This window comes from Dulcicalothrix desertica PCC 7102, from assembly GCF_003991905.1.
Classification (GTDB): Bacteria; Cyanobacteriota; Cyanobacteriia; order Cyanobacteriales; family Nostocaceae; genus Dulcicalothrix; species Dulcicalothrix desertica.
Genome location: NZ_RSCL01000031.1, coordinates 33,618 through 56,051, shown reverse-complemented (window position 1 = coordinate 56,051; position 22,434 = coordinate 33,618). Strand labels below are relative to the sequence as shown.

General features: G+C 37.6%; 26 protein-coding genes and 2 pseudogenes. 7 read left to right on the top strand and 21 right to left on the bottom strand.

All coding sequences use genetic code 11. From position 1 onward, the window contains the following. Positions 1-194 precede the first annotated feature (194 nt). Positions 195-590, top strand: a complete 396-nt coding sequence (locus tag DSM106972_RS42450; RefSeq protein ID WP_127086357.1) for a DUF3592 domain-containing protein — start codon at positions 195-197, stop codon at positions 588-590. Positions 591-592: 2 nt separating this feature from the next. Here the strand turns inward: DSM106972_RS42450 and DSM106972_RS42445 are convergent, their stop codons facing one another. From DSM106972_RS42445 to DSM106972_RS42435, 3 genes are read right to left on the bottom strand one after another with little or no spacing between them, the layout of a single operon-like run. Then, the gene (locus DSM106972_RS42445) at positions 593-1,225 is read right to left on the bottom strand and encodes a Vat family streptogramin A O-acetyltransferase (RefSeq protein ID WP_127086356.1); all 633 of its coding nucleotides are present in this window, start codon (positions 1,223-1,225) and stop codon (positions 593-595) included. A 4-nt stretch (positions 1,226-1,229) separates the two neighbouring features. Continuing rightward, positions 1,230-1,715, bottom strand: coding sequence for a GNAT family N-acetyltransferase (locus tag DSM106972_RS42440; protein WP_233787963.1), 486 nt, complete (start codon positions 1,713-1,715; stop codon positions 1,230-1,232). Positions 1,716-1,722: 7 nt separating this feature from the next. Next, the gene (locus DSM106972_RS42435; RefSeq protein ID WP_127086355.1) at positions 1,723-2,283 is read right to left on the bottom strand and encodes a dihydrofolate reductase family protein; all 561 of its coding nucleotides are present in this window, start codon (positions 2,281-2,283) and stop codon (positions 1,723-1,725) included. 476 nt (positions 2,284-2,759) lie between these two features. Between DSM106972_RS42435 and DSM106972_RS42430 the strand changes: the two genes are divergently transcribed. The 3 genes from DSM106972_RS42430 to DSM106972_RS42420 all read left to right on the top strand — a co-directional run bounded on the left by DSM106972_RS42430 (position 2,760) and on the right by DSM106972_RS42420 (position 4,587). Beyond that, complete coding sequence (locus DSM106972_RS42430) at positions 2,760-3,014, top strand: MATE family efflux transporter (RefSeq protein WP_201800854.1); 255 nt, start codon at positions 2,760-2,762, stop codon at positions 3,012-3,014. Between the two features lie 69 nt (positions 3,015-3,083). Further along, positions 3,084-3,749: a GAP family protein gene (locus DSM106972_RS42425; RefSeq protein ID WP_127086354.1), complete on the top strand. Its 666-nt coding sequence runs from the start codon at positions 3,084-3,086 to the stop codon at positions 3,747-3,749. 142 nt (positions 3,750-3,891) lie between these two features. Beyond that, positions 3,892-4,587 (top strand): alpha/beta fold hydrolase, encoded by a 696-nt coding sequence (locus DSM106972_RS42420; protein WP_201800853.1) that lies wholly within the window; start codon positions 3,892-3,894, stop codon positions 4,585-4,587. On the opposite strand, the gene DSM106972_RS42415 is transcribed toward DSM106972_RS42420, so the two are convergent. The 5 genes and pseudogenes from DSM106972_RS42415 to DSM106972_RS54305 form a co-directional block, all read right to left on the bottom strand. Next, positions 4,503-4,682 (bottom strand): 7-cyano-7-deazaguanine synthase, encoded by a 180-nt coding sequence (locus tag DSM106972_RS42415; RefSeq protein WP_127086353.1) that lies wholly within the window; start codon positions 4,680-4,682, stop codon positions 4,503-4,505. The genes DSM106972_RS42420 and DSM106972_RS42415 overlap by 85 nt on opposite strands. An 88-nt stretch (positions 4,683-4,770) precedes the next feature. After that, the gene (locus DSM106972_RS42410; RefSeq protein WP_459178370.1) at positions 4,771-5,556 is read right to left on the bottom strand and encodes a cytochrome c biogenesis protein CcdA; all 786 of its coding nucleotides are present in this window, start codon (positions 5,554-5,556) and stop codon (positions 4,771-4,773) included. Positions 5,557-5,697: 141 nt separating this feature from the next. Further along, positions 5,698-5,910: pseudogene (locus DSM106972_RS56170) on the bottom strand (protein-disulfide reductase DsbD domain-containing protein); the annotation flags it as partial. 39 nt (positions 5,911-5,949) lie between these two features. Further along, positions 5,950-6,180: a hypothetical protein gene (locus tag DSM106972_RS54310; protein WP_233787132.1), complete on the bottom strand. Its 231-nt coding sequence runs from the start codon at positions 6,178-6,180 to the stop codon at positions 5,950-5,952. A 119-nt stretch (positions 6,181-6,299) separates the two neighbouring features. Beyond that, positions 6,300-6,452: a hypothetical protein gene (locus DSM106972_RS54305; protein WP_186538426.1), complete on the bottom strand. Its 153-nt coding sequence runs from the start codon at positions 6,450-6,452 to the stop codon at positions 6,300-6,302. Between DSM106972_RS54305 and DSM106972_RS42405 the strand changes: the two genes are divergently transcribed. Next, on the top strand, positions 6,451-7,422 hold the full coding sequence (locus DSM106972_RS42405; protein ID WP_127086352.1) for a glutathione S-transferase family protein: 972 nt from the start codon (positions 6,451-6,453) through the stop codon (positions 7,420-7,422). The genes DSM106972_RS54305 and DSM106972_RS42405 overlap by 2 nt on opposite strands. 115 nt (positions 7,423-7,537) lie before the next feature. Here the strand turns inward: DSM106972_RS42405 and DSM106972_RS42400 are convergent, their stop codons facing one another. From DSM106972_RS42400 to DSM106972_RS42340, 13 genes and pseudogenes are all read right to left on the bottom strand, one after another. Continuing rightward, positions 7,538-8,518: a CobW family GTP-binding protein gene (locus tag DSM106972_RS42400; RefSeq protein ID WP_127086351.1), complete on the bottom strand. Its 981-nt coding sequence runs from the start codon at positions 8,516-8,518 to the stop codon at positions 7,538-7,540. Positions 8,519-8,634: 116 nt separating this feature from the next. Next, the gene (locus DSM106972_RS42395) at positions 8,635-9,540 is read right to left on the bottom strand and encodes an alpha/beta fold hydrolase (protein ID WP_127086350.1); all 906 of its coding nucleotides are present in this window, start codon (positions 9,538-9,540) and stop codon (positions 8,635-8,637) included. Next, the gene (locus DSM106972_RS42390) at positions 9,537-9,971 is read right to left on the bottom strand and encodes a SufE family protein (RefSeq protein WP_127086408.1); all 435 of its coding nucleotides are present in this window, start codon (positions 9,969-9,971) and stop codon (positions 9,537-9,539) included. Before DSM106972_RS42390 ends, DSM106972_RS42395 begins: the two co-directional genes overlap by 4 nt. A gap of 258 nt (positions 9,972-10,229) precedes the next feature. Continuing rightward, the gene (locus DSM106972_RS42385) at positions 10,230-10,811 is read right to left on the bottom strand and encodes an alpha/beta hydrolase (RefSeq protein ID WP_233787962.1); all 582 of its coding nucleotides are present in this window, start codon (positions 10,809-10,811) and stop codon (positions 10,230-10,232) included. 120 nt (positions 10,812-10,931) lie between these two features. After that, positions 10,932-11,972: an N-acetyltransferase DgcN family protein gene (locus DSM106972_RS42380; RefSeq protein ID WP_127086349.1), complete on the bottom strand. Its 1,041-nt coding sequence runs from the start codon at positions 11,970-11,972 to the stop codon at positions 10,932-10,934. Next, positions 11,956-13,008, bottom strand: coding sequence for a dipeptide epimerase (locus DSM106972_RS42375; RefSeq protein WP_127086348.1), 1,053 nt, complete (start codon positions 13,006-13,008; stop codon positions 11,956-11,958). The genes DSM106972_RS42380 and DSM106972_RS42375 overlap by 17 nt, the downstream gene beginning before the upstream one ends. Next, positions 12,999-13,760, bottom strand: a complete 762-nt coding sequence (locus DSM106972_RS42370) for an LmeA family phospholipid-binding protein (protein ID WP_127086347.1) — start codon at positions 13,758-13,760, stop codon at positions 12,999-13,001. The genes DSM106972_RS42375 and DSM106972_RS42370 overlap by 10 nt, the downstream gene beginning before the upstream one ends. Before the next feature lie 186 nt (positions 13,761-13,946). Next, a complete protein-coding gene (locus DSM106972_RS42365; protein WP_127086346.1) occupies positions 13,947-15,287 on the bottom strand; it encodes a cytochrome P450 in 1,341 nt (446 codons plus the stop codon). A 125-nt stretch (positions 15,288-15,412) separates the two neighbouring features. Beyond that, positions 15,413-16,174: pseudogene (locus tag DSM106972_RS42360) on the bottom strand (copper amine oxidase); the annotation flags it as partial. A 138-nt stretch (positions 16,175-16,312) separates the two neighbouring features. Continuing rightward, complete coding sequence (locus DSM106972_RS42355) at positions 16,313-17,113, bottom strand: SDR family NAD(P)-dependent oxidoreductase (RefSeq protein ID WP_127086344.1); 801 nt, start codon at positions 17,111-17,113, stop codon at positions 16,313-16,315. 96 nt (positions 17,114-17,209) lie between these two features. Next, a complete protein-coding gene (locus DSM106972_RS42350; RefSeq protein WP_127086343.1) occupies positions 17,210-17,857 on the bottom strand; it encodes a restriction endonuclease subunit R in 648 nt (215 codons plus the stop codon). A 53-nt stretch (positions 17,858-17,910) separates the two neighbouring features. Next, a complete protein-coding gene (locus DSM106972_RS42345; protein WP_127086342.1) occupies positions 17,911-18,990 on the bottom strand; it encodes an iron-containing redox enzyme family protein in 1,080 nt (359 codons plus the stop codon). Between the two features lie 23 nt (positions 18,991-19,013). Next, entirely contained in the window at positions 19,014-21,353 is a 2,340-nt protein-coding gene (locus DSM106972_RS42340) for an NACHT domain-containing protein (protein ID WP_127086341.1), read from the bottom strand. 209 nt (positions 21,354-21,562) lie between these two features. On the opposite strand from DSM106972_RS42340, the gene DSM106972_RS42335 reads away from it, so the two are divergent. Both DSM106972_RS42335 and DSM106972_RS42330 read left to right on the top strand, forming a co-directional pair. After that, positions 21,563-21,940, top strand: coding sequence for a hypothetical protein (locus tag DSM106972_RS42335; RefSeq protein ID WP_127086340.1), 378 nt, complete (start codon positions 21,563-21,565; stop codon positions 21,938-21,940). Between the two features lie 237 nt (positions 21,941-22,177). Then, entirely contained in the window at positions 22,178-22,417 is a 240-nt protein-coding gene (locus tag DSM106972_RS42330; protein WP_127086339.1) for a hypothetical protein, read from the top strand. Positions 22,418-22,434 lie beyond the last annotated feature (17 nt).

The window sequence follows — 22,434 nt, the reverse complement described above, 5'->3', positions numbered from 1 at the left end:
AGAGACCTCCAGGTGTACCCATCACCATATTGTACGCACAAAAACAGTATTGACAAGCTTTGGTTCGTGTGTTTGTAGAATTCATGAAAATACTAATGCAAGATTTAAAGCGAAGTAGAATCGTGGAGTAAATGTAGAGACGAGATATATCGCGTCTCATTTAAATCGTCAAATACCGCAGTATTATTACCCTAATGCAAGACTTCTTTGTTGAAATGTGGAATAATAACCTGAAGGATACGAAACTTCCTCACACAAAATTAGGGCGCCTGTCTCATTTACATTCACTTTCCAAAATAATTTACCAAGGCAGTGGCTTGCCGTCTCTAAACAAACCACCCGTTGGTCTATCATTAGGAAGGGTCGCTGCCCAGACAATGCTTGCTGCTCCGTCCGCAACAGGTCGTCCACCAGCATACACCAAAGGTCAGCAAGTTGAAGTTTTATATAATCCTCAACAGCCAGAATCAGCTACAATTTACTCTTGGTTGGAGATGTGGTTGTTCCCTATTATATTTACTGGAGTAGGGTCAGTCGCAGTAGCGATAGGAGGAATTCCTTTATTTAAATCGTTTTTTCCAAGAAAGTAAGTTTACATGCAGGTTTTTAATGCTTCAATATCGGCGCCAACAATTTTCTCTAAATTCCTGGTAATTTTTTCAATATCCCAGTTCCACCAAGCAATATCGAGTAAAATTTTGATTGTTTCATCAGGGAAACGCTGCCGTAGTATATTAATAGGGTTCCCTCCTGCAATAGTGTAAGGTGGTATATTCTTAGTTACAACAGACTTGGCAGCAATAATTGCTCCATCGCCAATTTTAACTCCCGGCATTATTAGGGCTTCGTACCCTATCCATACATCATTGCCAATTATAGTATCCCCTTTAAAAGGAAATTCATCTGATTCAGGCATTACACGCTCCCACCCATTACCAAAAATTTGAAATGGATAAGTTGAAAAGCCAGACATTTTATGATTGGCGCCGTTCATAATAAATTTTACACCTCTAGCGATAGCACAAAATTTGCCAATTATAAGCTTGTCACCAATAAAAGGAAAATGATAAAGCACATTGCGCTCAAAATTCTCTGAGTCTTCAGGGTCATCGTAATAAGTGTAATCTCCAATTATTATATTTGGGTTAGTAACAGTGTTTTTGATGAAACAAACTTGTGGAAATCCTTCCATAGGATGAGTTAATTTTGGGTCAGGGTATTGCATGGCTTTATATAAGCTCTTTTTTCATTATCAAAGAATCATTCAATTGAGCAGCAACCTCAAATCCCAAACGTTGGTAAAGCCGCAAGGCAGGATTTGACAAAGATACACTTAGAGAAATTGCGGAATACACATTTTTGGTATTGTTTAATAGATGTGTAATTAATTGTGTACCAATACCCTGATTTCGGTATTCAGGTAGTACAGCAATTGATAATTCAGGTGTTTCATCATTAATATACCCGTAACCTGAATTTTGACTATTAAACAGACGAATCCATACGGCTCCAATCGGTATAAAGCTAGATTCTAAAACTGCAACAAAACCTATATCATCTGTTTGCCAACCTTCAATATATCTTGCTAATTCTGGACGATAAATAATTTCTTTTGCTAAAGGTTTAGCTCCCGGCGGAACGTAAAGTGCATGATATAACATTTCCCACAATAAAGCTTCATCACTGGGCATAAGAGAACGAATCATGTATGACATAATTTTATTATTCGGAGGCATAACGAACTTGATAATGCAGTTCCACAAAGCTATCTCCATACACTGTTGCAGTTAATAGTTTTAATGGAGGTGTGGCAATTGTACGTGGTAATAATGGCGCCCCACTGCCAAGCGTTACTGATGCTATCGAGACAATTATCTCATCGAGTAACCCACAATCGTAAAATTGCCCGACCAAATCACCACCACCGACTAGCCAAATATTTTTATTCCCTGCTGCTGCAAGCATTTCCTGATGAACAGGTCGAACATCCCCCTTTACAAATCGCACATCTGCTCCATCAATTTCAGGTAAAATACGAGAGGAAAAAACCCAAGTTGGTTGTTCGTAGAGCCATGCTTGAGGACGCTCGGCATCTTGATTAATATGGTGAGCTAAAATCCATTCATAAGTGGTTGAACCCATTGCAATGGCGCCAACTTCTCGAATGAAATTAGAATAGCTATCTCCTGTTACCTCGCCAAATTGAAATAACCAATCTAGGGAGTTATTTGAATCAGCAATAAACCCATCCAAACTAGTAGCTGTGTAGTATTGAGTTTTCATGAAAATCAAATCCAAAAAAATTATGTTATGGACAATATAATAATTGTATCTTAATTGGAAATAATGATTATTACAAAATATAAAAATTTGATAATTATAAAATCAGCATCTATTTTTTAACTTTTTTTAGTTCTACAAATCCAATATTCGTCTTTTTAAATGGTTATATCTTAAAAAATCTATAAAAATATCTTTGGCTGCATTAAGGTTGGCATTAGAGCCACTTATGAGAGCAAGTGACTGAAGAAGATACATCTTTGACATAGAGAATTGTATACGAGAGTTTCATCGCTTTTCCTCTCCAACAGAAAACTAACAAGGTCAATATAGTACGATTGTTTGCTGTTAGTCAAGTAAAAGGCGCCTCTTATTAAACAGCAAGATTTTGATAATGTCGCAAGTTTCAGGGAGATTTTTCAGACTTGCTACCTTTAACTTATATAGCGTAAGTAAACAAAAAATCATCAAATTTAATTATGACTTCAATATTTGTCAAATATCATATCCGCAGCGAAGTAAAAGGATTTCTTCAACTTGCTATACCTTTAGCATCAGCACAAGTTGCTCAGTCTGCGACAGGTTTTGTTGACACAATTATGATGGGTAGGTTGGGACAAGAAAGTCTCGCTGCTGGTAAATTAGCTGCTTTAACGTTTCAAATGTTGTTAAATGCTACCAGTGGAGTTGTAATGGGCACAATCTCATCCTACAGAAACTTATGTAAAACTTGAAAGTTGAATTATATTTATATTTAAGAGATTGATAAGCGCTCTCCAAGAACTCAGCGAAGCGTCAATATAATGATTAACCTTCTGATTTCGATTGCCACAATTGCATTAGTTGATAGCATCAACCCAAATGCAATGGCAGTACACATTTATTTATTAAGCACACCAAAACCAGTTGCTCGCGCTCTGGCATTTATCGCTGGAGATTTTACAGCAAGTTGGATTGCGGGAATTTTGCTTAGTCTTGGAATCTCTCAGGTTATTCGTTTTGTATTTACGCAATTAGGTAGTGTAATATATGTACTACAATTGTTGATTGGTGTCGCACTCATTTACTTGGGTTGCAACCTCAATAGATTCTTGAACCAATCACAAACAAAACGTCCAAAATCATTGTCCCCAGGTAGTGCATTTATTCTAGGGGGGACAATCGCATTTGTAGAAGCACCAACTGCTTTACCATATTTAGCTGCGATAGAAAGAATTACCCGTGAAAATCTTAGATTACCACAGCTAATGAGTGTTATTGCTTTTTACAACTTGATTTTCGTTTTGCCTTTAATCACTTTACTGGTAATTTATTTAATATTTCGCAATAATGCAGCAACTTTACTACAAAAAATTCATCAATCAGTAACGAAATGGTTTCCGAAGGTCATGAAATTTATTTTGATTATCCTTGGCTTATTGCTTATTGCTGACTGTGTTGCTCATATATTTGGTAAATCGCTTATATAGCTTGGTTTTATTATAAAGTTATGTATATAAATAATAGGTATATAAAATGAGTTATACCGAGCAATATTCAAATAAATATGTCAAAGTTGATAACGTTAACACCTGATATTGGCAACTTGGTAATTCCGGAAGCATAGTTATTTTGCTTCATGGCGGTGGTGGTTATATTGAATTATGGAAGCATAATATTTTTGAGCTAGCCAAGCATCATCGTGTTTATGCTTTTGATATGGTTGGCGCCGGACTGTCTGATAAACCTGGCAGCAAGTATACCTTCGACTTCATGGCTAATTTTACACGCCAATTTATGCAAGCTCTAGATATCTCAAAAGCAAGTTTGGTTGGCGCCTCTGCTGGAGGAGGCGTAGCGCTTACTGTTACATTAAAGTTTCCTGAGTTGGTAGATAAGCTTGTAATAGTTGGTAGTGCAGGCTTAGGAAAAGAGGTAAGTTTATTATTGCGACTTCGAACGATTCCAATATTGGGTAAGCTATTTAGTAAGCCTAGTAAATCTGGTCTAACAATGCTATGTAAGCAAGCTGTTTATAACTCAAAAGTAATTACTCCGGAACTAGTAGAAGAATTTTATCAAATGGCAACACTTCCTGGAGCAACACAAGCCATGCTTAATGTTGGTAGCTCTAATTTTAACATTTGGGGACAATTTTATCAGCCAATCGTTGAAAACTTGAACAAAATTACTGCGTCTACATTAATTATATGGGGAAAACAAGACCCAATGGTACCTGTAAGTCATGCGTTGAATTGTTCAATACCTAATTTTTGTGTATTTAACGAAGCAAAATATAATTCACGTTCATTATGCTTACTTCCATAATTAAAACTCACGGCAAGAGCTATCTCCTCTCTTTTATCATAGAGAAGTACAGTAGAATCCATGCCCCCTGAGTATAAAATAAGACTATCTTTCATTTGATTTTCGCTATCGGAAGGTTGAAGCCATATCCGATTGTAATATAACTACAATGCTACAAAATGTGACAAAATTTATATAGCGTATTTAAATGTATTGCAAATTGCTAAAAAGTAACTTGGTAAGCTTGTGCAGCAATATGTCTGTTGCCATAAATGGAGCAGTGCATGGTGTGGCAATTAATGTTGCAAAAATTCCTGTAAAGAATTCTCCTAAATAACCTGAACGCGATACTAAAGATTGCCCGACACCCATTAATGCGGCGCCAAATATAAAAACTCCAGATAAACTTAGTCCGACGGCAAACATTAAGTAAGCCATTAAAGTTACAAATACAGGGGACTGTAACTGAAAACCCCACCCAATTTGCTCACCCAAACTACGTAATATTAATAAAGTTCCGGCAACAACACCAAAACTTACTAACACTCCTGCCATAAATGCCAATGCTTGTAAGCGTACTTCCTGGGTACTTGCCTGAGATTTTCGCGCGATACCCAAAGCTTTAATAGATAAAACAGGAAAAACGCAAGGCATTAAATTTAAAACTACTCCTCCTATAAACGCTAGTAGCAGTACTTGAGCAAGTGGTGTAGAAGCTTGAGTCGTTTGTATAGGTTGACTACTAACAGGCGCCTCTATATTAAAAGCTTGGTTTACCAAAGTATCTAGTTTTTCGCGAACAACCAGCACACCACTAAGTTTATTAATATCACTACGATTCCCGCGCTGTAATTGTAAAATTAATCCTTCATTATTAAAAGATACTTTTTGAGGGGCAGCATTATTTATCCAACCATCTTCATCGGGAAAAAAAGATATTTCTTCGATTTGATTATTTGTACCTTTTAACTGTGGCGCCTGAAGTTGCAAACTTAGCGTTTCACCATTAATATTAGCCTGCGCTTGCCACGGAGAAGATTTTGGTATATTTCGTCGAGTTTGTTCAAAAACTTTTGTCCAAGTTGTATTAGTATTGCTTGTGGCGCCGATAGGTAATTTTAGACTTAGACTTGCTTCCTCTGGAATGCACTCTTTTTCACATACCAACCACTCAGCCGACGCTTGTATTTCAACTGGACTACCAGCAGCTATCTTCCCAGGAGTAATTTGGCTAAGTAAAGTAACTTCATTTTTATACCCATAATTCATCAATGGGCCAACAGCAAACTTTTCAGGATACGGATAAATAATATCACTAGCCGTAAACCCATTTGGCAACTTCCAATTTACCTTGAAAGCGGCGCCAGAATCACCAGGGTTACGTCAATAAGTATGCCAACCAGGGCGAATTTTAAAATTAAACCCCACCCAAAACGGCGTTTGAGGTTGAATATTACTAATCTCACTTATTAATTGTATTTGTACATTCGCTGTTTTAGCTGGGTTTGCCCAAGCTGGCGCCGACTGTAATAAAGTAAAAACACTTACTAATACAGTAATAATAAAAACTTTAAGTTTTAGAACTTGTAAACCTACCCGTTGTTGATACCACATCGTTCTTCCCGTAAACCTACCGTATGAACGCGCTCTTATTCATACTCTGCAAAATTAATAAACCATTCATGAAAGAAATATTAAAAAATATTCATCTTAGAAACCGGGTTTCTTTGTCACTAAACATCACAATCATCAACATCAAGCAACAGAAACCCGGTTTCTGGCATCACGAACTGTTTCATAACTAACCCACAGAAAGATGAATTAAATACTACAACCTGCATCAATGAATAACAGACTAATATATTTGCATGTAGGTTAAAAATCATGGGTTTAGGAATTCTCAAAGACGGTAAATGGATACCAGAGCGGGAGCAAGAAGACACAGAAGGTAAATTTATCCGTCCATCTACCACATTCCGCGACAAAATCACCGCAGATGGTTCAAGTAAATTTAAAGCAGAACCAGGAAGATATCACTTATATATATCTTGGGCATGTCCGTGGGCTTGTCGCACAGCTATTTTACGAGAACTCAAGGGACTGCAAGACGTTGTTAGTATGTCAGTAGTAGGAGCAGAAATAAAAGATAACAGTTGGGAATTTACAGACGAACCAGGTAGCATTCCCGATACTGTAAACAATGCCCAGTATCTATGGCAAATTTATCTTAAAGCTGACCCTAATTACAGCGGTCGTGTTACAGTACCCGTTTTATGGGATAAACAAACTTCGACAATAGTAAATAACGAATCACGCGAAATCATCAAAATGTTAGACACCGAATTTAACGAGTTCGCGCACCAAGACGTTGATTTTTACCCGAAGCATTTACAAGACAAAATAGACGAAACCATCGATAAAATATATCAACCGATAAATAATGGTGTATACCGCGCGGGTTTTGCTACATCTCAAACAGCATACGACGAAGCCGTAAATGAATTATTTACAGCATTAGAACATTGGGAAAAATTACTAAAAACACAGCGTTATTTATGTGGCGCCCAAATTACCGAAGCAGACTGGTGCATGTTCACAACGCTATTTAGATTTGATGCAGTATATTACGTCCACTTCAAATGTAATATCAACCGCATTATCGACTACCCAAATCTATGGAACTATCTTAAAGATTTATATCAATATCCAGGAGTCAAAGTAACCTGTAACCTCGACCACATCAAACGCCATTATTACAAAAGCCATCCCAAAGTCAACCCCACCCGCATCGTACCCAAAGGACCAAACATAGATTTCGAGGCGCCGCACAATCGTGATACCGTAGGGGCGGGTTAACCCGTAACCTAAAACTAAATTACAATCATCTAAACCCGCCCGTTTAACATCAAATTGTAAATAAAATCTACAAGGGCGGGCAGGGATGCCCGCTCCACAAGAGAAGGGTAATATTTTAGTTAGAGGTGAGGCAGCTTAAGAAGTCTTGTTTTAATTTGGCTTCGTCTAGGTTACGTCCAATAAAAACTAATTCATTTTTGCGAGTTTCGCTTTCTTTCCAAGCACGGTCTGGTTTGCCTTCAAACAACATATGTACTCCTTGAAAAACAAAGCGCTCATCTTCACCCTCAATATTCAATATCCCCTTCATCCGAAAGATATCAGTTCCTTGAGTTTGTAACAATTCGCTTAACCAAGCGTTGAGTTTTTCTCCATCTAAGGCGCCTTTTTCGACGAGTGCGACTGATGTTACTGTTTCATCGTGTTCATGGTCGTGTTCTTCGGTTAAAAACTCTGGCTCTATTTCTAACGCACGTTCTAAATCAAACGCTTTTACACCTAACAGTGCATCCATTTCTAACTCGGAGTTGCGGGTGCGGTAAATTTTAGCCATGATGTTCATCGACCGAATTCGTTTTTCGAGTTCTTCGAGTTCTTCGAGTTCGACTAAATCGGTTTTATTTAATAATATAACATCGGCAAATGCTATTTGCTCTTGCGCTTCATCTGCATCCCAATGTTGCCAAATATGCTTCGCATCTACTACTGTAACGACTGCATCTAGTTCTAATTTTTCTTTCATGTCTTCATCGACAAAGAAAGTTTGAATTACAGGCGCCGGGTCTGCTAATCCAGTAGTTTCAATGACGAGGTGGTCAAATTTGTTACGACGCTTCATCAAGTTGCCGATAATGCGTATCAAGTCACCACGCACTGTACAACAAATACAACCGTTGTTCATTTCAAAGATTTCTTCATCAGCATCGATAACTAATTGGTTGTCAATACCTACTTCTCCAAACTCGTTCACAATAACGGCAACTTTTTTACCGTGTTCGTGCGTGAGTATTCGGTTTAAGAGTGTTGTTTTGCCGGCGCCTAGGTAGCCAGTTAAAACTGTTACAGGGACTGAGGGAGTAATATCAGTTGTTGTCATAATATTGCAGAGTGGGGAGTGAGAAGTTTACCTGTTAGTCAAATACAATTTTCAAGTCGATGGGCATTTTTTCTGGATAATTTAAGATTTTGTTGGGTTCCGTTCCTCCACCCAACCTACAAGAATGGAGTTATTGCTTCAACAACTTCTTGGGAATATTCTTCGTGCATTCCTAGTGTACCCGGAAGGGTGACGCTAATAACATTGGGCAATGCTGCTAGTGCATCCATATCAGCACGCGATTTTGGTGGAGACGATTCTCCAATTATTACCATTAAAGGTATATTTAAACGACTTGCTAATTCTAAATATTCTGTTCGACTATGAACTGCATCTAGATTACCTGTAACAAATGCTGCTGGTGCAAACCTCGCTCCTGATTTCTGAGTGTTACGCCACTTGTGTTCTACAAATTCGGGTGTAAGCTTATTTGCATCAACGTATACATGGCGCCGATACATCCAGCTTAAAAAAGATGGTGCGGTGTTGAGTTTATATAATAGTTGTCCAACAATTGGAGAACGCACTAAATTTTTACCAATATCAGCTTGGTCGCGACTTAACCCCATTGTGGGTAGAGGTCCACGCCAAGTTGGCGCCACTAATACAATCCGCGAAAATAAACTTGGCTGTTTATTGGCAAGTTCTAAAACATAAGCACTACTATGTCCCGCAGCAACAACGGCAATAGGAGTTTGTAGGCAATTTATAATGAAGTCTCGAAGAAATTGATGATAAATTGCTGGTTGATAGTCAAAAGCAGGTCGCGATGAATCACCGAAACCAGGAAAATCAACTGCGATAGTTTGGAAGTGGGGTGATAGCTGCTTGGCTATACCACTCATTTCTGAACGCATTGAGACGGTGCTAAATGCTGGTAATAGCAGTACTGGAGTCCCGTTGCCGAGAATTTCGTAAACTACGCGAACGCTTTGGTTTTGGTAGTTCCACGTGTATTCGTGAACGGCGCCACCAATATTAAATTTAACTGCGGTGTCTTGAGATAATAAATTTGTCATCAGTTATTGCTCCCTGTTTCCAAAGCTTTTTTTTGCATGGTTTTAAAAATATTGTAAAAACCATTAGCGCGCGATGGGGTAAGACTAACGTTTAAACCAGTTTCTTGAATAAAGTCGGGAGTCAGTTGAATAATTTCTGCTGGGGTCAGTCCGTTGAGTCCTTCAACCAATAAACCAACTAAACCCTTGGTGAGTTGTGAGTCAGAGTCACCACTATATGTAACCTTCCCATCATCGAGTGCAGCAGTAATAAAAACTTGCGAGACACAACCTGGGACTTTATTTTCTGGTACTTTATCTTCTTCAGAAAGTGGGTTGAGCTTGGTTCCGTACCAAATTAACTGTTCGTACCGTCGCTTTTGGTCTGTCGCGCGTTGGAAACGTTGGACGATTTTCGCCAAGGACGGTGGCAATGATTCTATCGAAAACGACATAGCAACGGCATCAAATAATCGGGTCTTACCTTTCGAGTGTAGATTATTTGAGCATTTGTGACACTGTTTGGAATTTATGGCGCCTGGAGTTACATTATTAATTACGTAGTTTGCAATTACCTCTGGGTTTGAAGCGTGATAGTTTTTACAATTGGCTGTAGATTGTGAAAATTGGCAACGGATAGAACGGATGAAACGGATAATATAAATAAAAATAGTACGTAGGGTGGGCACTGCCCACCTTACAGTTACTATAGATTAGAACAATTTCGCAAACGTGCTTAAACGTTCATAAACAGAGACGAGTCTATCTCCACGAAGTTCAACAGCAGCAGTGGGATAGTTCCGAATAGCTCCTAGCAAAGTTACTTCACCATTTTGCTTTATAGACTCACTCAAAGCTGTTCGCAGTGTGCGTTGGTCTAATTCTTTTCCAGGAGGACTAACTACTGAGCCAATTTGGTCTACCAAAACTGGCCCTGCCCAGCTTGATAATAAGCTATCTAAAAACGCTGGGTCGGCTTTTATACCTGCTGTTAGTGCTTTACGAGCAACCGCAGGAGTTTGTTGAGATGCTTGTAAATAAGCTTTTAGTACAGGTGTAGTCTGACCAGTTTGTACAAACTGATTCAATTCGTTGGTAGAGACTTTTCCTTGGAAGGAGCCGTATTTTAAAATCACTTGTTCGGCAGCATTCGCATTGGTGCTAAAAAGTAGAACACCAGCACTGGCTCCTAAAATTACCAATGGGTTAACTACAAAATTTAAGTGCCGTTGCTTGATATGCTTAAAAAATTTAAAAATCTGCATTCTTAACCAACTGTTATATTCTAAGAACATAAATTCTATTATAGAAACTCAGTAGGTTCACTATCTCTAACTTACGACACACATAAGAAACCCGGTTTCTTGGTCGATATCTTGTAATACAAATAAGGATTTAGCGTAGAAACCGGGTTTCTAACTTCGCATTACGGCATCTAATAACTTAGCACCACCATATCTAATTACATCAGTACAAGGTAAACCAGTTTCTGTTTGTACTTTAGCTATTTCTTGTTTAGCTGTGGCTTCATCTAGATGTGCTGTATTCAAAGCAATACCTACAACAGAGGCGCCTGTAAATGCTCCTGCACCTTTTGCGACTATTTCGTACAGCTTGATAACTTCGTTCAACGGAGGAATCGGTATACCTTCCATTACTTCGGTTTGCCCTGCCCGATGTACGAGAATCATTTGCGTTGGTTGTGAGCCTCGTATTAAAGGTAATGTTGCCGTTGATGCTGGATGTAATAGCGAACCTTGTCCTTCGATGTGCAAAATATCATAATTTTTTCCATATCGCATTACCATTTGTTCAACGGCGCCGGCTGCATAATCTACCCGTATAGCGTCTAAAGGAACTCCGTCACCTTCGAGCATTAACCCAGTTTGCCCGGTTGCTAAAAACTTAGAACGCCAACCTCTTAATCGAGATGCATGGTGTAATTCGATACTAGTAGACATTTTGCCTACAGCCATGTCAGTGCCAATCGTTAATACACGACGACAAGGTAAATTGCGTGCTTGTGCTGTTCCTATACCTAAATTAGATGGTTCCTTTCGCACATCCCAAATTAGCTGACCAGGTTTGAGGAGTGCTTTGAGTTCAGGGATATTTTCTAAAGGAGTATGTAACCCATTAACTATAGACATTCCTGCTTTAATAGCATCTTTTAATTCGTGCCAATAATCATCTGGTAAGGCGCCACCTTTAGGAGCAATAGCAATGACTAAAACTTCGGGTTGATATTTCAAAGACTCTGCAACCGAAGCGACTATTGGTACATCGCGTTTGATACCCGTTAACTCAACTACTGATTTACCAACACATTCTTTATCAATTGCGGCAACTATCGGAGCTTCGCTATATCGCAAAAGCGACAGCCCAGTTTTTCCAATCGTTCCAGTAATTCCACCGTGTAAAAGAATTGCAACCCTTTGATTAAGCGCTAACCGCACGATATTCTACTCCTAAACCTGGTAAATCATTAGGAAACAGGCGCCCAGATTGCAGAACCGCACCACAAAAAGGGTCATCTATAAGATTAAGATGACTGTCTAAATCTAGATAGTCTGCTAACGGAGAAATTTGTGCAGCAGCGGTATTAGTTAATGCGCTATCTGAATAACAACCAAACATAACTTGTAATTCATAGGCGCGCGCTACATGTATCATCCGTATTGCCTCGGTTAAGCCACCCGACTTCATCAGCTTGATATTAATACCATCGATGCTATTTGCCAAGTCAGGAACATCAAGACTATTAAAACAACTTTCGTCTAAAAATATCGGTAATGGCTGTTTAGCTTTCAATTCCGGTAATTCTGCCTCTTTTCCTTTTGCTAGTGGTTGTTCAATATACTTAATATTTAAATCTGCTAACCATTTACCCATTATAATGGCATTCTCCAAACTCCAACCACCGTTGGCATCGGCAAATATCTCAAGATTTGGCACCTCATCACGTACAGCAAGTAACATTTGTTTGTCAGCTTCTATGCCTTCTTTGCTGCCAAGCTTTACTTTCAAAACCTGAATATCAGCATATTCCAACCATTTTTTAACTCGTTCTCTTGCACCATCAGGTGTATTTATACCAATTGTTACGGAAGTTGGAACAATAGAACTTCTATCTAAACCCCATATTTTCCAAAGGGGTAAATTAACACTTTTGCCAAACCAGTCGTGTAAAGCGATATCTATTGCCGTGCGTACTGGGCTGATAATATTAGCTTCAATTAAAACTTGTTCTATACGCTGACGCTCATAGGGAGTAAATTTTTCTAAAGTTGGCGCCAGCTTAAGTAAAGAAGAGTGAATCATGTCGGTAGTTAAAGCATCACCTCCAGCACTAAATGGTGATGCCTCACCCCAACCTTCAATACCATCATGTAAAATCTTTACCCATGCATTCGTTGTCTGCGCCGTTGTGCCATAACTAATTTTGAGCGGGAAACGTTTTGTTAGGGTAAATAATTTTACATCTAGTTGCATGATTCTACTTTATTAGACGAAGGGATTTTGCGTAAATGCACTTGTACTATTAAGGTCATAGTGCCTTTTTCTACCTCCATATTTTTAACACGAAAAGCAGTCCCATCTATTTCTAGATGAGGTGCTTCTGTCAATTCTTTAATTTTTTTGATAAAAGCTGTGACGAAATCAAGGGTAACACCTTCATTTTCAGCACAGACAAAGCTTTCGAGTATAATTGGTGAGGTTTCAGTGCGAGGACAAAAAATAGATTGAAACGTTAATGGGCGTGTGGCGCCACCTTGTTCGAGTAAAATTTTACCGACAACCTTTATTTTGTTTGGTTCAGGTAAATGAATACGGATAAGTTGGGGTTTAAAGGTTATATCTTCACCGTTCAAATTTAAAGCTAGTCCCTTTTGTAGGAAGCTACGAACCCAGTCAGTAGTCATCGCACGGTTTAAATCATCCTCGGTCAATACCACACGGGCATTAGCATTAACAGGTTGATCAAATTCGACTTTACCAAAAACAGCGTTTAAAGGATTAACTGAAACAGTATCGGTTTGCAACTGAAGTTCTTGTATGCGAACACCTTGTATTTCCAAACCCTGTCCCTGTACCCCAACTCCATCAACTTGTCCTTGAAGAAGTTTCAATATATCAGTTTGAATATCAACGTCAATTTCTTCAACATTATCAAACGCAAGACCCACACTTGTTTCAATCGCTTTAGAGACTAGCGTTCCTTCGATATTTTGTTCAGTTTTCACAATTTTACCCTTAAGATTTCGTCAACTCTGTAAATCTAGACGCTATGAAATTAAAATTAATCTACATTGCGAAGGTAATATATTATTTTGCTTATTCTACCAATTGATAGAAGGCGCCTTATTTTTATCTTGTAAAACAGGCAATTATCTTGTGGAACAGGCATCCCTGCCTGTTTCTTCTCTACATTAAGGGCGGGCAAGGATGCCCGCTCCACAAGAGTTTATTTGTTTTATTTTCATTGGTACACCTGAAGATGGAACAATAGTAATACCGCGACGCACTGGTGAAACAGGGCGCCTATCAACAAGTTCAAGGTCAAATTGAGATAAAATTCGTGCGACTACTAGCTTTAATTCATACATAGAAAAAGCAGAACCTATACATCCCCGATACCCACCTCCAAAAGGTAAATATTCAGTTGCAGAATATTTTTGATGTAAAAATCTATCAGGATTAAACTTTTCTGGTTCTATATAAGTTTCACTACGATGATGCGCTAAATGAATACAAGGAACTAAAACAGTACCAGTTGCATATTCAACACCACTTATTTCTACTGTTTCTTTTGTCATACGTGGAGTACAAATTAATGCTATGGGGTGGAGTCGCATTGTTTCTTGACAAACAGCAGAAAGATACGGCAATTTAGTAATTTCGCTTACTGCTACACCTTTGAGTTCATCAACAATTTTTGCTTTTACATTCGGATGTGCATGAATGAGATAAAATAGCCACTGTAAAACCCCAGCAGTTGTTTCATAGCCTAAAAGTAGAAGCGATATGAGTTGGTCTTTTAACTCTTCATCACTCATCGCTTGTCCGTCTTCATCACGCGCGGACATTAATAAGCTTAAAATATCAGTAAGTGAATTATCTTCTACGCTTCGTCTTTCAGAAATTTCAGCATAGACAAGATTATCTATATCTTGCTTACGTTTTAGATAATTTCCCCAAGGACTCCAGGCGCCTAAGTCTTGTTGTAGCGGTGGAAAGAAAAATAAGCTAGAGTACCAAGGTGTAGTAATATCATCTAACAAAGCACTGAGAAGTTGCTTGAGCTTTTTATACCTGACGCCTGGGCTAATACCGAATACTACTTGTAAAATAATTTGTAAAGTAATATCGGGCATTACATGCTGCATTGACACTACTCTCCCTTCAAGCCAGTTTTTGGTGACATCTTGAGTAATACTATATATAGTGTCACCGTAAGACTTCATCCTATCACCATGAAAAGGTGGCATTAGTAAACTACGCTGACGGTTGTGCTGTTGACCTTCTTGAAGGACAATCGAATTGGCGCCGAACAATGGTTTAAAGACGTGGGTTGCTTTTTTAAAGTCTAATTTTTGTGCAGGAATAGCGAAACATTCAGATATAGCTTGCGGATGAGCAAAAAATACAACTGGTGGAGAGTTTATACCTAGTACCCTGATTGTAAAAGTATCGCCGTATTTTGTGGCGCATTTATCTAGGAAATTGGTAGGGTTAGCGATTAGTTGAAGAGTTTGTATTAAAGAAGTCATTATAATATGCTTTTTAAGCTTGTTGGGACGGGCAGGGATGCCCATCCCACAAGATTATTTTACAAGATTATTTTACAAGATTATCCGACAAGATTAATCTTCAACTGAATATTGCCCAACATAGTTGAATACCACAATACAATATCTTTACCTATCAAAGACTCATCATTTGAAATATACTCTGGTAAACCTTTTCCGGGTTTAGCTTGATTGGGATAATTTCCAGCAGCATATAATTCACTTGCATTATAATTAGTTACCCAAACATGATAAGTTGCAAAGGCAGCTTTGGAGCGAATTTCTGCTGACTCTGTAGGTAAAAATACAGCATTGCCTCCCGGCATTAGCATATATGCAGTTGCGGCGCCCAAAGCATTTTTTTTATCAGCACTCATAATCATCCATTTACGACTTTGCTTCATTTCTAAATCACGCACAGCAACCGTTTCTGTTGTCAGTGGAGTTTCAAGAGCTACAAATGCATTTCCTAAAGCATTTTCATTTACAGGTAAGGGTTTTACATTCATTTCCATTACCTCATTTGCCTGACCATCGACATCCATATCTAAACGGAAGTTAAAGAAGTGTTGATGATTTACCCCTATGATGTTTTTTGCGACCAATTTACCGTAAGGCTGACTTTCAGATTGGTTTATAGAAGCTGTTCCCTGTGGCAGTACAATACCTGTTAAATCGCTTTGCAGTTCTAGAGTTCCATCTTGGTGAAAAATCCAGCTAATGCCGTAATCATAGTTTTCCAACGCTGTTGTTGTCGTCACTACTAGTTCTCGACTGCGACGAACATCATTACGCTTTGTATTATATTCGTCGTGTTTCCAAAGTATACCGTTGTCTTTTTCGTAAATGCCGATAACCTTTGGTCGCACATCATGTCAGTAACCACTTCTGCCGATTAAGTATACTCATGTTCATCTGTTCCTGATGAGTGGGCGGGCAAGGATGCCCACCCCACAAGATCATCCTACAAAATTATCCCGAAAGAGATACCTCTAGGGGGTTCAATCTTAATTAGCAGAACCTGGTTCAGCTATCTGACGGTGCATTTCAGTCTTAGCGCCATCGGGTAGAACCTTAGCTACTGCACCTTGAATTTTTGTCATAATTGAACCAGCAACAACACTTTCTTTACCAGCCATTAAAGCTTCAAAACCTTGTCTTGCCACTTCTGCCGGGTCATCCTTTGGACCTGCACCTGCTTTTGTATCGTCCATATCCGCGCGGTGGAAGAAGTTGGTATCGGTCGGACCGGGCTGAAGTGCTGTAACGGTTATACCTGTATCTTTCAACTCATTACGTAGCGACAGTGAGAAAGATTGTATAAACGCCTTGGAAGCTGCATAAACTGCCTCGAATGGTCCGGGCATTATAGCAGCAATCGATGAAGTAAAGAGAATTTTACCTTTGCCACGTTCGAGCATATCCTTTACTACTTTTTTAGCAAGATGAACAGACGATACAACGTTCAGGTTGATAAGATTAAGTTCGTCTTGTAGGTCAGTTTCGCGCGCAAAGTCACCACCAACACCGACACCCGCATTAATAGCGATAGCATCCACAGGTCGGTTAAGCGCTTTTATCTTGTTATAAAGAGTCTCAACACCTTCATAAGTCGCAAGGTCAGCTTGCACCGTCTCAATTTCAGCCTTTGAAGTTTGAGCGATTTCTTTTGCAACTTCCTCTATATTTGAACCTGTGGCAGTAATCAGCAAATCATAACCATTTTTAGCGAACTGTTTCGCAAGCTCGTAACCTATACCATTAGAGGCGCCAGTTACAACAGCCAAAGGTATAATTGATGAATTCATTATTTTATACTTCTACATATAACAACGCTTACAATTCTAAAAAAGGAGCGTCAATATTACGTCTTTCCAACGAAGTATCGTTAATTGTGCTTAAAGTTAGTTTACCTTTGCTGTGGCGCCACCAGTTGCTAATTGTCCTAAGCGTTTTAAAATACTAAGAACTATATACAAATCATTTCCCGGATTGAAAATATAGAATAATCTAGATAATAGATATCTAGGCGCCTCCTGTCTAATCAGTTTTACGAACAAGAAACTGGCGCCGTTAGTGATTAATCCGTATACTGGTTTATCAGAATTAGAAACTGCTAGCATATAAGACAAAAGTTGTGGTTTTGCAACTTCCACAGAAAAAGCCGCTTGTTTCGACTCAATTACCGCTACTGTTAACTCGTCTAATAAAACTAATACGTCTATATTTCCTTTAAATATTACTCCTTCGTCCTCAGCAGATATTTGCACTGACTGTTCAGATTTGACGTGGAATGGAGATAAATAAAAGTCAGCTAAATCCAAAAGTGATGATAAGACTACCATCTTGACCGTGTTTTCAAGCAACGGAGGGTATTCGAGTAAATTTGAGTAACCAGCTTTTGCCCGATCAAGTCGTAGCTTTTCACTATCTGTAATTTCTGGTAAGTCGTCTTGCCATTCCCGAAACAGTTGTTCGTCTTCGAGTAGTCGCAGTCCAAATTTTGTTTTTAACTCTAGTAAGGTGATGTCTCTAGCTTGTATTATTGCCATAATAATTTAATAATATTCTGGTTATGTTATGTTATGAATGGCATTTTACTATATTACAATAAGCCAAACCTGTCTGCTAGATACTCATTATAGCGTCTCATTGCTTCCATGCGAATGGCGCCGCCAATTGCTAATTCAATTCCAGCTTCTGGTTGTGCTTCAACAATAGGAGTAATTACATTATTCAACCAATCTAAACCATGTTTTTCGTCTGCTTCTAGATGATTATAAAAATATTCGCATTTTACCCGCGCATCTGAATATAAGCGCTCTAAACCAGCAACAACTTTACGATTGCGACTTGAATCGAAAATTTCAGGCATTGCTAAATTTCCAATTGCTTTGAAGTAATGTTTCCGGTTCAAACCAAAGCAAAAGTATATATTATGACCTGCATAAGGGCGCCAATCTTGCCAAATAGGGTATGTTGGTTGTTGTAAACCTAGTTCAGTAAGCATCCGCACAAATTGTCTAACGTGTGATTTTTCAGCTATTCCATGACCACACTCATCCCATATATTTTGAGAAATTTCTGCTTTTACTTTTTCTGAAGAGTAGGGTAATGATAGAGCTAAAGCATCGCAAAAGCGATAGTTTAAAGTCGCATCTGAAAGTATAAATATATTGAATTGCTCAATGGATGCCTGGTTTTTTAAAAATCCTAATACATTTTTATCAATCTTTGACTCTAAAAGTGCCTGTTCAATAAACCAATCACGAAGTAATTTTGGGTCTTCTGCTTCAGAATAGGAAGGTAATTGTTTTTGAATACGTGCTATTTCGTAATTTAGCCATGCACTTTCAAGTTGATTACGAATTCTTAAGAGCCAAGAACTATGCTCGTGTAAGCAAACTGGTGATAAAGGATGACTAAAGTTTATTTCATAGATAGTATAAAGAGTTTTATGAATTTCTAACAAGGCTAATTTATCTTCGTCTTGAAATGCTGAATATATAATTGTAGGCAATTCTTGGTATAAATCATTGAGGATTGTCTCCGATAAAGGTAATGCTTGATGGTTATCAGAAAGAAGATAAGCAACTTGTTGTGACAGTGTGCTTATATTTTTATCAGATGAGGTTTGATTAATTAATTTCTCGCTTTTGGAACTTGCTTGTGTATTTAAAAACATTTAGATTAATATTTTTATTTTGATTACTGTATGAATAATGTGTCAAAGATTTCATTACGTAATTGACTGCTTGTGACACAATCTGTTTGAAGCAAACAATCTATTAATAAGTTATTTGCATAATAGTAGCTTTTAAGTATTTCTTGGTCTTCCTTACTAAAATCTTTAAAACTGATTCCTAGTAACTGATGAGATAATAGTTTTTTACTTGCTATTTTTCTCACTTCATTGGCCCCATATTTCAATTTATCTTCTTCAAAATTGTCTTCTTCAAAAAAATTATTCTTAATCTCCTCTAGTTCATTTTTATTACTTTTGATAAGTTTTTTAGTTTGAATGCCATAATTAACAGCTATTCTCATAATTTGGTCAGTAGATTTTGCATTAATTATTTTTAGATTTGAATCAGTTATCATATTATCGTATTGTTGAGCTAAAATCACTCCTTCTTCCAAAGTATTCACATCTTTAAATATACGAGTAAAACAATTACCACAAGTTAAATATTTGGTACGTGGTTCTAATACAAAGCAAAGTTTTCTTTCTGAATCAATATCATAATCGATATCAAAAAAAAATGCACGTACAGCAGCCTGAAACTTTTTATTTTCCAGATTGCTATTCATTACAAATAAGCCTAACATTGCTTGAGAACTTTTATTTGCGCTTCTTACATATTCTTGTAAATGTTCTTTGCTATCTAAAATATTAGCAATTTTTTCTTGCATTAATTTAAATAATTCGCTAGTATCAAGTAAAATTTCTGATACTAGTAAAAATATTTCTCTCCATTTATAATTGGTTAAATGCTCAGTTAGTTTTCTTAATTCTTTAATTCTTTGTGAATTTTGATTGTCTTTACTAACTGATGGGTTACAGTCTTCTTCTTTTTGAGGGATTAAGCTTACGATTCTTTTTGCAACAAAGTACTCATGAAAAGTCAAATGAGAAAATGAAAAAATTCCTTTGGCTCGCTCAATAATAATACCATGTTGAGATTCCATAGACTTTAAAAGCTTTTCAATCTCTTCTTGTGAAATATTTGAATCATCGTCTTGATTTATAATTTTGCTAATAAAATTATTAATAATACTTTTAATTTCTAAAATTGTAAAAAAATATTTTTCTTCTTCAAAACTACTATAAGCAATTTGCCTGAGTAAATCTTTCTTACGCTTCAATGATAGTTTTTCATAGATTGGGTCTCGATTAATTCCTCGTTTTGCATCCCATTTTTTTAATAAAACATCTAACCCTTCGTGATAAGATTCTGAACGGTTATGTGGTAAACTACCAGATTCTTCATATACTAGACATAAAAGAGTTAGTAATAAAGGAGTAACCGCAAGCTGGTAGACACGGTTGTTTTGTTTTAGGCGCCGAATAAACTCATCTGATTTGATATCTTTATTTTTAAACCAATTATTTGCAAATTCATGAATTTGTTTATCATCAAAGTCAGCTATTTCAACTTCTGTAAATTTATCAAAGGTATATTCCCATGCTGCAATACGACAAGCAATAACAAAATGATTATCGAAATATATTCTAGAAAAACTCCTAACTTCTTTTAATGTGTATTCTTGATATTCAGTACTAACCTCATCTAATCCATCAAATAAAATTAGAGCAGAACCCCGCTTCAATAACTCAGTTAGTTCGTCTTCTGTAACATCACATCCAGAATACTGCTGACTAATATATTCTAATAAAATAGGTCGGTTTGGGTCTTCAGCAAAATATTTCAGAGGAATAAAAATAGGAACAAGGTTCGAGAGAAAACTCCCTTGGTTACATTGAATTGCTAGGTATCTTAAAAAGGTAGTTTTCCCAGCACCAGGTTTCCCTAATACAATTAACTTTTTATATTTTTCTACTGCTTGTGTACCAAAAATTCGCTTCTCTACAACCTTACCCAATCCAAACCTGTCAAAGTCATCATATCCACATTCAGAGAGCAGTTCGTCAATTGTTCTGCGTCTAAGTGCTGTTAGCTTTTCCAAAATATTGACATCGGTATATATATGACTTAACTCAATTGGTTGCGTCATATCCAATATACGCATCGTTCCGCATAACTCTTGGGTAAGTTCTCTGACCTTATTGCGTACCTTGTCAACAGAGGACTTAACTTCAGGGGGAATATATCCGTATGAAACTTCTTTGTAGTTAATGCCTAACGAGTCACAAATGCTTGTAAAGTACTTCTCCCAGACGTTCTCACCGTTGAAAAACTTGCTGACAACAGAGCGGTTGCAACCGAGTTTAGCAGCTAAGGACTCCTGCGTAAATCCTTTCTTAGTAAAAGCCTCGTGTGCAAGCTTTTGTCCTTGTTGAGAAACTTTTAGAGAGGGTTTGGCCATTGCGGTAACGGTTAGGGGGGTACATTCTGCAATTATAAGCAACAATAAACGAACATGCTAGTTTTTTTTACCAGCTTATGCTATGATAAACAGACATAATTAACGAATAAGCTAGCATAGTTGCAAAATAAAGAGCAGTACGCTAATATACTAAAAAATAAGCCATAAAGGTGAGTTATACTCGCTTAGGCAAGGGCAACGTCAAATTTATGACACAACTGTCGTTAAAAACATATTTCGAGAGTTTGTCCAAGTTAATTGAAGGAAGTTCATATTATGCCTTTCTGGAAAGAGTTGGAAGAGATAACCAAAGGATAATTTTTCCAAATGGTTGCCTAATTACTTGTTCTTGTAAGGAAATGCTAGATATAGCTTCTGAGTATAGTCTCCCTTTATCACCTTCTGAAATGACAACCTTGTTGTTGCCGCAACCTCTACATAACCCTATTGATTTTTTTCGTTCTAGAGTTATTGTTGTCGCAATAATCAGTGGTTTTGGCAACGTGAGAGTGGAATACTGTGACTCTAAATCATTTATTGGCACAGTCGAAATATCTTACAGAGGGCAGCGACGAAAGAAGCTGTAACAACCTGTTATATTTCTAAGTTTTTAATTTGAGCAGCTTACACAGCTGACACTATAAACAATTGAATAGGTTTTGATTAACTATCCAACTAGCGTTTCGAGGATTACACACTAATCACATGCTGGTTCGCGCTCTGTTTTTGCGCGACCAGCTTTTTTGTTGGAAGTTGCACTCTTTAGTACTGGCTGTCTGTGTCATTGTTTACTTCTCTATTTAAGTGTCAAAAAGGACAAAGCCATGAAAAATAATTTACCTGACAACCATAACCTGTTATTTCGATGGGCTTGTAGAAACCTGAAATATTTTCTGTTAACTCTGTTTGGTTTTGTAATTGCCTGTGTAGTATCTCAAGTTTTTGGAGCTTCTGCTATTGTTCAGATACTTTCAAGTTTAAGTTTGTGGGAGTGGCTAGGACGTGCGGCAGTTTTCATCTTTTGTTTCTTTGGCGTTGCCATTATCTATGAGTCTTCTCGCTAATTAGTATAAAAGTGTTG